This window comes from Vibrio maerlii (assembly GCF_003415655.1).
GTDB classification, from domain to species: domain Bacteria; phylum Pseudomonadota; class Gammaproteobacteria; order Enterobacterales; family Vibrionaceae; genus Vibrio; species Vibrio maerlii.
Genome location: NZ_QRHC01000005.1, coordinates 104,980 through 119,218 on the forward strand (window position 1 = coordinate 104,980; position 14,239 = coordinate 119,218).

11 protein-coding genes, 1 riboswitch and 1 other annotated feature are annotated in these 14,239 nt (G+C 43.8%); of the genes, 5 read left to right on the forward strand and 6 right to left on the reverse strand.

Features of this window, described 5'->3' with window-relative positions; genetic code table 11:
* Positions 1-2: 2 nt before the first annotated feature.
* From hisD to DPF91_RS10185, 3 genes are all read right to left on the reverse strand, one after another.
* Complete coding sequence (hisD, locus tag DPF91_RS10175) at positions 3-1,298, reverse strand: histidinol dehydrogenase (protein WP_117234320.1); 1,296 nt, start codon at positions 1,296-1,298, stop codon at positions 3-5.
* A 5-nt stretch (positions 1,299-1,303) separates the two neighbouring features.
* A complete protein-coding gene (gene hisG, locus DPF91_RS10180) occupies positions 1,304-2,200 on the reverse strand; it encodes an ATP phosphoribosyltransferase (protein WP_117234321.1) in 897 nt (298 codons plus the stop codon).
* A gap of 85 nt (positions 2,201-2,285) precedes the next feature.
* Positions 2,286-2,421, reverse strand: a sequence feature (His leader region).
* Between the two features lie 240 nt (positions 2,422-2,661).
* Complete coding sequence (locus DPF91_RS10185) at positions 2,662-4,257, reverse strand: Na+/H+ antiporter NhaC family protein (protein ID WP_117234322.1); 1,596 nt, start codon at positions 4,255-4,257, stop codon at positions 2,662-2,664.
* Between the two features lie 104 nt (positions 4,258-4,361).
* Positions 4,362-4,542, reverse strand: a riboswitch (Lysine riboswitch).
* 379 nt (positions 4,543-4,921) lie between these two features.
* On the opposite strand from DPF91_RS10185, the gene DPF91_RS10190 reads away from it, so the two are divergent.
* Positions 4,922-5,329 carry an H-NS family histone-like protein gene (locus DPF91_RS10190; RefSeq protein WP_117234323.1) on the forward strand — a complete coding sequence of 136 codons (408 nt, stop codon included), beginning with the start codon at positions 4,922-4,924 and terminating at the stop codon, positions 5,327-5,329.
* A gap of 175 nt (positions 5,330-5,504) precedes the next feature.
* Here DPF91_RS10190 and DPF91_RS10195 read toward each other — a convergent pair whose 3' ends face one another.
* Positions 5,505-6,809, reverse strand: a complete 1,305-nt coding sequence (locus tag DPF91_RS10195; protein ID WP_117234324.1) for an inosine/guanosine kinase — start codon at positions 6,807-6,809, stop codon at positions 5,505-5,507.
* A gap of 117 nt (positions 6,810-6,926) precedes the next feature.
* Positions 6,927-7,196 carry a hypothetical protein gene (locus tag DPF91_RS10200; protein ID WP_117234325.1) on the reverse strand — a complete coding sequence of 90 codons (270 nt, stop codon included), beginning with the start codon at positions 7,194-7,196 and terminating at the stop codon, positions 6,927-6,929.
* A gap of 203 nt (positions 7,197-7,399) precedes the next feature.
* Here DPF91_RS10200 and mnmA point away from each other — a divergent pair, with 203 nt between their 5' ends.
* The 4 genes from mnmA (at position 7,400) to DPF91_RS10220 (ending at position 12,016) form a co-directional block, all read left to right on the forward strand.
* Positions 7,400-8,536 (forward strand): tRNA 2-thiouridine(34) synthase MnmA, encoded by a 1,137-nt coding sequence (gene mnmA / locus DPF91_RS10205; RefSeq protein ID WP_117234326.1) that lies wholly within the window; start codon positions 7,400-7,402, stop codon positions 8,534-8,536.
* A gap of 104 nt (positions 8,537-8,640) precedes the next feature.
* Positions 8,641-9,258, forward strand: coding sequence for a high frequency lysogenization protein HflD (gene hflD, locus DPF91_RS10210; protein ID WP_117234327.1), 618 nt, complete (start codon positions 8,641-8,643; stop codon positions 9,256-9,258).
* A gap of 159 nt (positions 9,259-9,417) precedes the next feature.
* On the forward strand, positions 9,418-10,788 hold the full coding sequence (gene purB / locus DPF91_RS10215) for an adenylosuccinate lyase (RefSeq protein WP_117234328.1): 1,371 nt from the start codon (positions 9,418-9,420) through the stop codon (positions 10,786-10,788).
* 88 nt (positions 10,789-10,876) lie between these two features.
* Positions 10,877-12,016 (forward strand): ribosomal protein uL16 3-hydroxylase, encoded by a 1,140-nt coding sequence (locus tag DPF91_RS10220; RefSeq protein WP_117234329.1) that lies wholly within the window; start codon positions 10,877-10,879, stop codon positions 12,014-12,016.
* A gap of 86 nt (positions 12,017-12,102) precedes the next feature.
* On the opposite strand, the gene DPF91_RS10225 is transcribed toward DPF91_RS10220, so the two are convergent.
* Positions 12,103-14,220, reverse strand: coding sequence for a methyl-accepting chemotaxis protein (locus DPF91_RS10225; RefSeq protein WP_117234330.1), 2,118 nt, complete (start codon positions 14,218-14,220; stop codon positions 12,103-12,105).
* Positions 14,221-14,239 lie beyond the last annotated feature (19 nt).

A 14,239-nucleotide genomic window follows, 5' to 3' on the forward strand; every position in this document is an offset into this window, starting at 1 on the left:
CCTTAACCTTGCTTTGCTAGCTTTTCTACGCGAATCGTCACGGCACGTTTGTGTGCATCCAAACCTTCCGCTTCAGCCATAGTAACGACCGTTGGAGCAAGGTTACGTAAACCATCTGCTGACAACTCTTGAACCGTCATGCGTTTCGAGAAATCAGCTAAACCAAGGCTAGAGTAGGTTTTGGTGTAACCGTAAGTAGGAAGAACGTGGTTGGTACCTGAAGCATAATCACCTGCTGATTCTGGAGACCAGTCACCTAAGAAGATAGAGCCTGCGTTGTCTAGAAGAGGCAACAGCTCACGTGGGTTCTTAGTTTGAACAATTAGGTGCTCAGGACCATAGAAGTTTGAAATCGAGATCGCTTGAGTCAGCGACTCAGCAATAATGATTAAGCTTGATGCCAGCGCTTTCTCTGCAATGTCTGCTCGTGACAGCTCTTTCAGTTGACGCTGAACCGCGTCGGTGACTTGGTCTGCTACAATCGGTGATGGTGTTACAAGTACCACTTGTGAATCAGGGCCGTGCTCTGCTTGAGAAAGTAGGTCTGCCGCGATGAAATCCGCATCCGCAGTTTCGTCTGCAATTACCAAAACCTCAGAAGGACCAGCTGGCATATCAATCGCTGCGCCGCGGAAGTCATTACTTACCTGGCGTTTCGCTTCTGTCACGTATGCGTTACCTGGGCCGAAGATCTTATCGACTTTAGATACGCTCTCAGTGCCATAAGCCATTGCAGCAACCGCTTGACCACCACCAACGTTGTACACTTCATCGATATCACACAGCTTAGCTACGTAAAGAATCTCATCAGCTATTGGCGGTGGAGAACAAAGCACCACTTTCTGGCAACCTGCAATTTTAGCTGGTACGCCAAGCATTAGAACCGTTGATGGCAGTGGTGCACTACCACCAGGAATGTACAAACCAACCTTCTGAATCGCTCGTGTCACTTGCTCACAAACCACACCCGGTTGAGTCTCAACCTTAATTGGCTGTGGCTTCTGTGCTTTGTGGAAAGTCGAAATGTTTGAATAAGCTTGTTCAAGCGCTTGCTTCATTTCATCGGTAAGACGAGCCGACGCGTCTTCAATCTCTTGTGTGGAAACACAGATCGACTCGGGCTTAACGCGATCGAATTTCTCTGTTAGTTCAAATAACGCTGCATCACCTTCTGCGCGTACTTTAGCGATAACTTCAGAAACCGCTGCAGTAATGTTCGCGCCTTCCGTAATCGCTGGACGCTCTAGGATAGAATCTTGCTGAGATTCGCTCAGCGACTGCCATACAACCGTTCTCATCGTACTTACCCCATCATCTTCTCAATAGGAAGAACAAGGATTGAGCTCGCACCAAGTTCTTTAAGCTGCTCCATCGTTTCCCAGAATAAATTCTCGGTACTTACTAGGTGGATAGCCACTTTTTCAGTGTCCATTGATAGAGGCAGCACTGTTGGGTCTTCTGCACCAGGAAGCAGCGCTTTCACTTGCTCTAGCTTATCGGTTGGCGCGTGTAGCATGATGTATTTCGATTCTTTCGCTTGCTGAACGCCTTGCATACGCGTCAGAAGCTTCTCGATTAGCGCTTGCTTGTCTGCATCGAACTCACCAACGCGTTGGATTAGAGTCGCTTTAGATTGGAAAATCACTTCTGCTTCTTTCAGGCCATTTGCTTCTAGCGTAGCACCCGTAGAAACAAGGTCAGCGATAGCATCAGCAAGGCCAGCACGAGGAGCGACTTCTACCGAACCAGTTAGCATACAAGTTGAGAACGGTACGCCCTGCTCGTCCATGTAAGCTTTAAGAAGTTGGGGGTATGTGGTTGCGATACGCTTGCCTGCAAGGTCTTGTGGGCCGTTGTACTCTTCGTCTTTGTCGATTGCGATAGACAGACGACAACCACCAAAATCAAGGCGACGAAGTTGAACGAACTCTGAAGGTTCACTGAGTGCTTTACGGTCTAGGCGAACTTCTTCCAGTTCGTTCTCACCGATAAAGCCAAGGTCAACCACACCATCCATAATTAGGCCTGGAATATCGTCATCACGAACAAGGAGAAGATCGATAGGCATGTTTTCTGCGTGAACTACAAGACGTTCACCCATGATGTTGAATTTCGCACCGCATTTTTTAAGCAAGTCTTGACACTCTTTGCTTAGACGGCCTTTCTTTTGGATTGCGATTCTTAGGCGTTGTGATTGCATAACTATTTCCCTGTGCAAATTCAATTTTGTTAAATCTTGTTGTTATTTGGCTTCATTTACAATCGGTAAAAATGAATACCCTAATACGAAAAAACCCTTGGAAGCTTGTTTCTCCCAAGGGCCTAAATCTGATTTCTTTTGACTTAACCTTCGGGAGTTTTCCTATCCCCCGAGTATGCGCGCATCTCCCGAAAGACTAGACTGGGTGATGATGGTGATGATGTTTCACTACAAAGTTGCGCATAATAATTCTCTCTTCTCAACGAACAGTTTTTGTTAACCAGTTCGATTTCTTGATAACCACACTAACTAAGCTGGTTAGGTTTTTCAACCTCTAATTCACCTTTTTTTAAACTAATTTTTAGTTCAGTAAAAAGCGATTTAAATCTTCAATACAAAAAGGCTCTGCAATAGAAATTGCAGAGCCTGAAGATTACTCAAGAACCGTTAGGGATTCTTATTTATGCACTTGGACAGCTAGCCATTTTTGACTTTGAGATGCTTGCCAGTACGAAACAAGTGATGACGAATGCAACCGATGCTACTGCGAAAGAAATAGCAACTGATGAAGTCATACCTAGAGCGATAAAGCCAATACAAGAAACAATCGCTACTGAAATTGCATATGGAAGCTGTGTAGCAACGTGGTCGATGTGGTTACAACGCGCACCCGTCGAAGACAGAATCGTAGTATCTGAGATTGGAGAACAGTGATCACCAAAAACAGAACCTGCCAGTACAGCACTTAACATTGGAAGCATTAGTGCTAGGTCTGTTGCACCCGCCATGTCACCAGCGATAGGAAGCATGATACCGAACGTACCCCACGAAGTACCCGTTGAGAACGCCATTAGACCAGACAGTAGGAACAGGATAACTGGTAACCAGCTAGGGTCAATGTTGCCTTGTACTAGAGAAGATAGGTAAGCACCGGTGTTCATGTCACCGATGACTGAACCGATAGTCCATGCAAATACCAAGATTAGAATAGCGCCAAACATAGATTTCGCACCGATCCACAAGGTTTTCGCGATGTCAGATGCCGGTAGTTTTTGCTTCAATACAGTAAGTAGAGCAACAGCAAGGCCGATGACACCACCGTAGATAAGGGACATACCTACATCAGTGTTCTCGAATGCGCCAAGAAGATTAAATGCAAGACCATCAGACGCAAGCGCTTGGTTACCGGTGTAAAGCATAGCGGCTACTGTCGCAACGATTAGTGATACGATTGGCATTACTAGGTCAGCCACAGAGCCACGAGAGCTTTCTTCAATATCCAGCTCTTCGTTTAGGTCGTGAGCTGCTTGAGAGTCATTGCCTTCATCAAAACCACGACCTTGAGATGCCTCGATCTCGTGGCGACGCATTTGACCAACGTCTAGCTTGAACCATGCAACAGCAAACACCATCAGTAGCGCGAATACTGCGTAAAAGTTCATAGGAATTAGACGAACATAGGCACCCAACGCAGAGTAATCCGTCATACCGTGAGACACCAAGATGCCACCGATAATCGTCATGATATATGCACCCCAGCTTGATGCTGGCATAAGCACACACATTGGCGCCGCCGTTGAGTCAAGAATGTAGGCAAGCTTTGCACGTGATACGTAGAAGCGATCTGTCACAGGACGAGAAATCGACCCCACTGCTAGGCTGTTAAAGTAATCGTCCACAAAAATGAATACGCCTAGGAATGCAGCAAGAAGTTTAGAACCACGCTTACTCTTAACGCGAACTTGTGCCCATTCAGCAAATGCGCGAGTACCACCTGACAATGTCAGCAATGCTGTCATCATACCTAGTAGCAATAAGAAGCCGACTATACTCATGTTCCATGAGTTAATACCACCGTCCTCAATAAAGACACCTGATACTTTTTCAAATGTATAGCTTAGTGCACCGCCAATTGAATAATCAGCAAGAAGGATTGCGCCTAGGAGAATACCTACGCCCAGAGAAACAAGTACACGACGTGTTACGATCGCAAGAGTCAGAGCTACCACTGGAGGCAACAATGAGATAGGAGATGATGCGAAATCAATTAAATTCATGATCTTCAAAAACCAAGTTTGGCTAGAGATCTACTGCAGACAAATTACGCCTATAGCGTAAGACTTGTTGAAATTAGCGGAAGGAAAGCGATTGCTTTTCCCTGCCCTACAGTAGCGCTCCATAGTTTAACAACAATAGACTATGGCAGTGTTGTACCTATTTGATACAACCCCAGCAACACACTTTGATGAGTAATGCTGCTTCGGCAGTAAGACCTTTCCACTTTGTTCTTTGGCATCACCCCAACAAAGTTTACTATTTATTACTGCGCCTCTACATCAAGATTAGTAGATATCACTAAAAAAACATCGTTTTTACAATTGATTAACTACTAACTTGCATTAGGTGGCCGCCATTCTACCGATCCGAATCAGTATTGCAACCCTTAACAACTAAATCGTTTGAGTCCTTCGATGTACATATGAAACTACTACCACTAACCTTTCGACTTCAGTTGTTTTTTGAAAGTGTGAGTTATTCATTTAATTTCACAATTAGTGTGCGGTTATATCGGTTAGTTACGTAAAAAAGTATTTATTATTTTGTCCTAAAAAACTAAATCGTATTAATTGATAAATATTTTTGCGGATTTCATTGTTATATTTTTTTTCACTGTTATTATCTAACTATTATATAGCGGCCTATTTTTGATAAGGAATAGCGATGTCTGAACTAACAAAAACACTACTAAATATCCGTAGCCTACGTGCTTTCTCTCGTGAGCTTACTCTAGAGCAATTAGAAGAAGCTCTAGATAAACTAACTACGGTAGTTACTGAGCGCCAAGAAGCAGAAGCTGAAGAGCGTGCAGCTAAAGCAGAACGTGAAGCTAAACTTGCTGAATATGCAGCAATGATTGCTAAAGATGGTATTGATTTAGATGAACTAGTTGCTGCAATGGCTGGTGAAGCTAAACCAAAAGCAAAACAAAAACGCGCTCCTCGCCCAGCTAAATACAAATATGTAGATGGGTCTGGCGAAGAAAAAACTTGGACAGGCCAAGGTCGTACACCTTCTGCAATTCAAGAGCAGCTTGATGCAGGTAAGTCTCTTGATGACTTCCTAATCTAAGAGATATAAAGTTTGATGAAAAGCGAGCAGCTATGCTCGCTTTTTTTGTATCTTTAAAATGACAACGCCCAATAAAATACAGCTTAAGTTAATGACTATTTAAAAAAAAGAGCCCATTGATAAATCAACAGGCTCTCATAATCAAAGGCAATGAGTTACATTAGAAATATAAGGATTAACGTTCCCAGTATGCTTCTTCCAAGCTATCTTCACGCTCAGGTAAACCACGAGATAAACGCGGAGAATGCTGAACTAAGACTTCATAGCTCGCACGGTTAGAGTACTTACATACTTGTGAGAATGAAGAATAAGTTAGATGAGTATGCTGATGCTTACTTGAGTTTGGAACATTCTCTTTGTGGTATTTATTTGCTGCCATATCGTGAAGTAAAGCAGACAGCGCAGCGTCGCCTGCACCATTGGTATTCTTAATCTTCTCTGGACCACCCATATAAGGCGCAATATGTGAATATACTTTAATTGGTGTTTCACAGGTTGCTTTTGCAGCCGGACGACTAAACTCAAAGCGGTTAAATTCAGCAATTGCACCCGGTAATAAAGGAAGACTGGTTTCGCGCTTTGCGGACTCTTCCGTATAGCCGGCCATATAAAGACCTATCGGGCCTGCTGTGCATAACACAAGATCAACCCACTCTAGCGCTTTATCAGACGCCATTAAAGGATCGCTCTCACCCGTTAATGCTTCGGCTTCATCTTCATTCATTGCAACAACTGTAACGTGTTGCTTTAAGAATTCACGCCAGAACTCAGGGTCGTCTTGAATAACAAACTTAGTACCTAGGGTTAATACAACGGGTACATCGTGCTTCTTAGCATATTCAATTGCCTGCATCGTTGCTTCTGGCATAGGGTCGCCTTCTTTACAACGGACTAAATAAGCGGTAATCACCAAAGCCGATGCATTCTTAAATATTTTTTCTTGAATACTTTCGGGACGCAGTTGGTTCATTTGTCCTTCACTAATTGCGAAAGTACGCTCACCATCTTCAGTAATTAAAGTAAAGCAACGACCGATCGCACCTTCTACGCCTTGTAAATGAGTTAAATCCATTCGACTAGAAGTATTACAAAGATAGCGATACCCATAACTACCGATTTTAATATCTTGGCTCATAACACCAAGTAGTGTTGAGCGGTCATCGGCTAATACAGAATAGTTGTGCAGTGTATTACCAATCGTGCCGCCAGCAAATTCATTGGTAATTAGATTCCCTTCTTTCAACTCGTTATAAAGCGTTTCCGCCGTTTGGTCGTCAATAACCAACGAGTGACCTTTACTTAATCCAAACTTCTCAATGAAATCAGCTGAAACTTTCGCTTCAATATCAACCAATGTTTGGTCAATACCAATAATATGAGTGCGAGCCATTTTCTTACTAGATTGCGATTGGCTGACTAGCGGATCACGAGCATGAACCGGGAAGTAATGTTTAGACTTTCTTTGACCAGGAAATTTCATAAAGGCGACTTTCGTGAAAATAGAATAAAAAGGGGTGAGATTTTACCGCGCCCAATTGGACACGGCAATAACACAAAATAACGCAAACGGTTGCGATACCAATTAGATCAGAAGAATTTACTCACCCTCCATAAAACCTAAATCAGGAAGTTGATCTAAATGTTCACTATAACGCTTTAGATTAAATTGAGCGTCATTTTTCATAACATCAAAGATTTCAATTGAAACGGCACAAGCCATCATTGCAACCGCGTCTTCTCGTGGTGTACCCGTCATCATTAAACGCATCAAAGTTTCTTTAACTTTAAGTGGATTACTATCAGCAAGTTGGTTCTCAACGATCTCTATAAGCTCTGCTTCTTGCATGAATTCATTTTGTTCAGACATTTTTATCTCTAGCACTTGGATTTTGGCAAACTATGCCACATATAGTGCTGACATCATAGTAGATACCAAGGGTTTAGGTATCTTTACAACTCATTGGAGCACAGGGTTTACAAGACAGAAAGTGTGATTCCGATCTCGGAACTGTCACCTTGATTTCGTTTCTGTTAGAATCTGCCTCCGGTTAAAAAAAGTGGTATTAAATCATGTCTAACAACAGTTCTGAGAATAGCCAAAAGAAAGTAATCGTCGGTATGTCCGGCGGTGTCGATTCATCTGTATCTGCCTATTTATTACAACAACAGGGATATCAAGTTGAAGGCTTGTTCATGAAGAACTGGGAAGAAGATGATAACGAAGAATACTGTACAGCAGCAGAAGACCTTGCTGATGCACAAGCAGTATGTGACAAGTTAGGTATCCACCTACATACCATTAACTTTGCCGCTGAATACTGGGACAACGTGTTTGAATACTTTCTTGCTGAATACAAAGCAGGTCGTACACCAAACCCGGATATCCTATGTAATAAAGAAATTAAATTTAAAGCCTTCCTAGAGTTTGCTGACGAAGTACTCGACGCTGATTATATCGCAATGGGTCACTACGTTCGCCGTACTTTCCCTACAGCTGAAGAACAAGCAAACGGTGTTCGTGCGAAAATGCTGCGCGGCCTAGATGGCAACAAAGATCAAAGCTACTTCCTTTATACACTGAGTGCTGACCAAGTTGAACGCAGCTTGTTCCCAGTGGGTGAACTAGAAAAACCTGAAGTTCGCCGCATTGCTGAAGAGCAAGACCTAATTACAGCTAAGAAGAAAGATTCAACGGGCATCTGTTTTATTGGTGAGCGTAAATTTACTGACTTCCTTGGTCGCTACCTTCCAGCTCAACCTGGTGATATTGAAACACCAGAAGGAAAAGTGATTGGTAAGCACAATGGCTTGATGTACCACACACTAGGCCAACGCAAAGGCCTTCATATCGGCGGTACTAAAGGTGGTGGCGGTAACGAAGAGCCGTGGTTTGTTGGTGAGAAAGACCTAGATCGCAACGTTTTGATTGCAGTACAAGGTAAAGATCACCCAATGCTTAAATCTCAAGGGCTTATTGCCTCACAATTGCACTGGGTAGATCGCGCTGCGATTAAAGAACCGTTACAATGCACCGTGAAAACTCGCTACCGTCAAACCGATATCCCTTGTACTATCATCCCTATCGATGATGAGAACATTAAAGTTATCTTTGACGAGCCACAAATCGCGGTAACACCAGGTCAATCAGCGGTGTTCTATAGCGAAGACGTATGTCTTGGTGGCGGTATCATCGAGCAACGCATCTAATTTAATAAATTGATTAGCCATCACATTATTGTGGTGGCTAACTGTTTGAAGACGTTTGATAATACGTCATCAGCAACCATTGCAGTTTTACAGGAGTAAATTACGTGGCAAACACACTCTATGATCGCACTATTGCCTTTGCTGGTATCTGTCAAGCGGTAGCACTTGTTCAAGAAGTAGCAAAGAATGGCCACTGTGACCGCGATGCTTTTGAAACTGCAATCAAATCGATCATTTGTATGAACCCATCGAATACAGTGGGTGTTTACGGACGCGAAGCAGACCTTAAACTCGGTCTAGAAACCTTAGTAAAAGGTATCGATAGTACCCCAACAGGAAGTGAGCTTACTCGTTATATCATTAGCTTGATGGCGCTCGAACGTAAGCTTGATAGCCGCCCTGACGCAATGTCACAACTAGGTGACCGCATCTCTATGGCAGAGCGCCAGACGGAACACTTCGAAATCTTAGAAGATCAAATGCTCAGCAATCTTGCAAGTATCTACTTAGATGTGATCAGCCCTATCGGCCCTCGTATTCAAGTTTCTGGCACTCCTTCGGTTTTACAACAAACATCGAATCAACACAAAGTACGTGCACTACTCCTTGCCGGTATCCGCAGTTCAGTACTTTGGCGACAAGTTGGCGGTAAGCGTCGTCACTTGATCTTCGGCCGTAAAAAGATGGTCGAACAAGCACAAATACTGCTTGCACGTATCTAAACAATTTATCCAGCTCGCGCTTCGTCGCGAGCTGATTTTTTATACCAAAGCTGTAGTGAAATAACTTTAAAGCAAACGTTTGCGCAATATTCGTGACAATCGCTCAAGTTATTGGTATAAAGCACACGAAAATTTTGACACTCAATTCAGGAGAACATCATGGAACTGTCAGCATTGACTGCTGTTTCACCAGTAGACGGCCGTTACGGAAGCAAAACAACAGCACTTCGCAGCATCTTTAGTGAGTTTGGCCTACTAAAGTACCGCTCTATCGTTGAAATCCGTTGGTTACAAAAGCTTGCAGCTACAGACGCGATTGCAGAAGTACCAGCTTTCAGTGCAGAAGCAAACAAGTTCCTAGATGAACTAGCAGCAAACTTCTCTGAAGAAGATGCAGCACGCATTAAAGAGATCGAGCGTACAACGAACCACGACGTTAAGGCAGTAGAGTACTTCCTTAAAGAGAAAGTGGCAGGTGTTCCTGAGCTTCACGCTGTGAATGAGTTCATCCACTTTGCATGTACTTCAGAAGACATCAACAACACGTCTCACGCTCTAATGCTTAAAGAAGCACGTGATGAAGTGATTCTTCCTGAAATCCAAAACATCATTGACGCAATCAAAGCACTTGCTGTTGAGTACCGCGACATTCCTCTTCTTTCTCGTACACACGGTCAGCCAGCTTCTCCATCTACAATGGGTAAAGAAATGGCGAACGTTGCGTACCGTATGGAACGCCAATACAAGCAAATCGCTAACGTTGAGATTCTAGGTAAAATCAACGGTGCAGTAGGTAACTACAATGCACACCTATCTGCTTACCCAGAAGTTGACTGGCACCAGTTCTCTGAAGAGTTCATCACTGAGTCTCTAGGCGTAACGTGGAACCCATACACAACTCAAATCGAACCGCACGATTACATCGCTGAGCTATTCGACGCAGTTGCACGTTTCAACACCATTCTAATCGACTTCGACCGCGACGTTTGGGGCTACATCGCTCTGGGTCACTTCAAGCAAAAGACCATTGCTGGTGAAATCGGTTCATCAACAATGCCTCACAAAGTTAACCCAATCGACTTTGAAAACTCTGAAGGTAACCTAGGTCTTGCGAATGCAGTATTCGGTCACCTAGCTCAGAAACTGCCAATCTCTCGCTGGCAGCGTGACCTAACTGACTCAACGGTTCTACGTAACCTTGGTGTTGGTGTTGGCTACGCAATCATTGCCTACACTTCAACTCTGAAAGGTATTAGCAAGCTAGAAGTTAACCGTGACGCACTGCTTGCGGAACTAGACCAAAACTGGGAAGTTCTAGCAGAGCCTGTACAGACAGTAATGCGTCGCTACGGCATCGAGAAACCATACGAGAAGCTAAAAGAGCTAACTCGTGGTAAGCGTGTAGATGGTGAAGCAATGCGTAACTTCATCGATGGACTTGAGCTTCCTGAGCATGAGAAAGCACGTCTAAAAGAGATGACGCCAGCGAACTACATCGGTCAAGCAATTGAGCTGACAGATAAGCTGTAATCAGCGTATAATCTCGCGCGAAGCAAAAGGTTGGCTTAGGCCAACCTTTTTTATTTCTGTTCCTCAAAAAATGTAAAAGAGACACAACATGTATCAACTCAGTTTTTCACTTGAAGAGTTCCTGGCAGAGTATTGGCAGAAGAAACCAACCATTATTAAGGGTGGCTTTGCTAACTTCCAAGATCCTATTTCTCCCGAAGAGATTGCCGGCCTTTCAATGGAAGAAGAAGTTGATTCTCGATTTGTCTCTAACTTGAATGATGAATGGAGTGCCGAACACGGTCCATTCCCAGAAGAAAAATTCGCTCAGCTTCCAGAAACTCACTGGCAGCTGATTGTTCAAGCCGCAAATCACTGGCACCAAGGTGCAGCAGAAATGCTAGAACCTTTTAAGGCCATGCCTAACTGGCTGTTTGACGACCTCATGGTTCTTTACTCTGTGGAGGGAGGCGGCGTAGGCCCACACATCGACCAATACGATGTGTTTATTGTTCAGGGCCAAGGCAAACGTTACTGGCGTGTAGGCGAAAAAGACCATGGCCAATACAATGAAAACCATCGCCATACTGCGCTACGCCAGATTGAATCATTCGATACGTTAATCGAAGGCGAATTGGAACCAGGGGACATTCTTTACATCCCACCAGGTTTCCCTCATGAAGGTAAAACACTTGAGCCTTCAATGAGCTACTCGGTTGGTTATCGCTCTCCAAAAGAACAAGAGCTATTAAGCAATTTTGCTGACTATGTACTTGCTCACGAACAAGGCGATATGCACTTGCACAACCCAGAATTGAACACTCGTCGCAATCACAGTGAAGTAAGCAATAATGATATCGCTGATCTTACCAAGATGCTGAAAGCGGCCATGGCCTCTCAAGACAACGTCAATCAGTTCTTGGGTTGTATGTTGAGTCAATCACGCCATCAACTTGATATCGTCGCTCCTGAAGAAGTATGGCAAGCAGAGGAGTTGGTAGACTTTCTTCAATCGGGCAAGAGCCTATACAAAGTTTCTGGTTTAAAATCTTTGTTCTTAGAAGACAAACCAAACATTGCCTACATCAATGGTGAGATCTTTGAGTTTGATAGTGAAGAAACTCATATCGTCACGACACTGTGTAACTATGATGAAATCTCTGCGGAAGATTTCACGCAGATCTCCCATGAAAGCCTAATTCACCTGACAGCACTGCTTAACAAGGGGTACTGGTTTGTTGCGGACTAGGGGCTTTTGACCCTAATTATTAGCGCCGAATCAAAAACGGCGAGCACAATGCTCGCCGTTATTTCATCGGTTAAAGATAAAGTGTATCAGACCTTAAACTGATTGATTAAACCTTGCTGCTTCTCTGCGAGACTCTCTATCTTACGACCGTCAGCCTCTGACTGTTCTGCCTGATGCAGGATTTCACCACTCAGTTCTCTAATATTAGCAACATTAAGGTTTACTTCGTTCGATACAGATTGTTGCTCTTGAGCTGCTCTTACTATCTCACTGTTCATATTGTGAATCTCAGTGATGGACTCAAACACTGCACCTAAGTTATTCACTGCGTTTTGCACCGTCTCTGCGGTATCGTTCGCCAGAACGTTACCCTCTTCGATTGCCTCAACCACGTCCTGTGTACCCGTTTGCACATTTTCAATAACTCCGCGTATCTCATCCACAGAATCGCGAGTACGGCTTGCTAAGCTACGAACTTCATCCGCCACAACTGCAAAGCCTCTCCCCTGCTCACCAGCACGTGCAGCCTCAATAGCAGCGTTCAATGCCAACAAGTTAGTTTGCTCTGAAATACCCTCAATAACCCCTAGAATTTCGGTGATATTATTGTTGTTCACTTCAAGCTCTTTCACCACTGGCACAGCGCGTGTCATGCTTTCCACCAGTTTTCGCATCTCACGAGCAGAGCGCTCTACTATTTCTTGACCATCACTTGCTGACTGATTTGCACTAGTCGCAGCCTTAACAGCTAAATCTGCATTCTGTACTACTAGGGCAGCTGTTTGTGTCATCTCTTCTGAAGCCGTAGCAACTAAATCTACTTCTTTAAACTGAGCATCACTACTCTGTCTTGTTTGTTGCGCAGTCTTGCGCCCTGCTGTTGATACTTGTGATACTTCGTGAGATGTTGTGACTACTTCTTTGATGGTCACTTGTAGCTTATCTAGGAACAGATTGAAGCCCTTGGCTAACTGACCCACTTCATCACTGCTTTTTACTTCCAAACGCTGAGTTAAATCACCTTCTCCAGAAGCAATGTCATCAAGGCGTGCCACTACCTCACGAATCGGCTTGACCAAAGCTTTCGATGCGAGGGTAATGATCAGCAGGCCCGCGACAATAAATACAGCACCAATCGTCAATTGCTTAACCAAGCTTTCTTCTACGTATTGATTGATTACAGAGTCAAGTACTTCAGCGTCAGCCATCACACTATCGCGTGGTACCTGAAATAAGATCCCCCAAGTTTGGTTTGCCACCTCAACTGGGGCAAACACGTTAAGCTGCGTGTCTTCTCTATTCCAAAACGCCGAAACTTCTTGGCCATACAGCAAGTTCGTGAGTTCATCTAAGGTAACCATTGGTGATGAAAATGCACTGCCCACTTGCGTCTGTGGATTATCAGAAGCAATGACACTGCCATCAAGGCTAACAATATCAATCGACCCATTACCATTGAAAAGGCTCTTATCTGACTGCTCAACAATCGCAGATAAACCATCCAAACGCAGATCTAAACCAAAGAAGCCAACTACATCACCTTCAACTCTTAAGGGAACTGAGATAGAAGAGGTTAAGAAAGTACCGGTATCATTATTAATTACTTGAGGTGTGCTAACACATGTTGCACCACTTGATAGAGGGCAGAAAAAACGCTCTGCGTTAGAAGGTTCACTTAGCAATTGAGTGCTTAACGTATTCGACAGGACGTCTTCACCTGTTAATGAAGATAACCAGTAAGTCGCAAATTGACCGACATCGTTTGAACCCACGTAATCTGCAAATATATAGTTGCTGTCTTCCCCGTCTAGCGCATTAGGTTTGAAGACTAAATAGGCTCCCTGAATCGAATCAAAGTTTATTACAGATTGACGAACCATATCATCAAGCATGGCGCGTAGATCATCACTCGCCATGAAATTATCTTCAGCATTACTTTTAATGAATAGTGCACTAGACGCAAGCATTTCAGCGCGATAGGTTGCCTCTTCAAAGTACTGTTGAACTTCTTTCGCACCGAGCTGAGATGTGGATTCTAGTAACTGCTGCGATTTCGTTCCAACCGATTCGAAGCTGACTGATTGAGTCGCCAATTGGCTCTGTTTAGCGTTATAAATTGAAAATGCGACAAGCGATAAAGAGGTAACCAACAGGCAGAGGCCTGCTAATAAGGTGATCTTCCACTGCACGGAAAGAGACTTCATAGGACATCCTTTTACTACA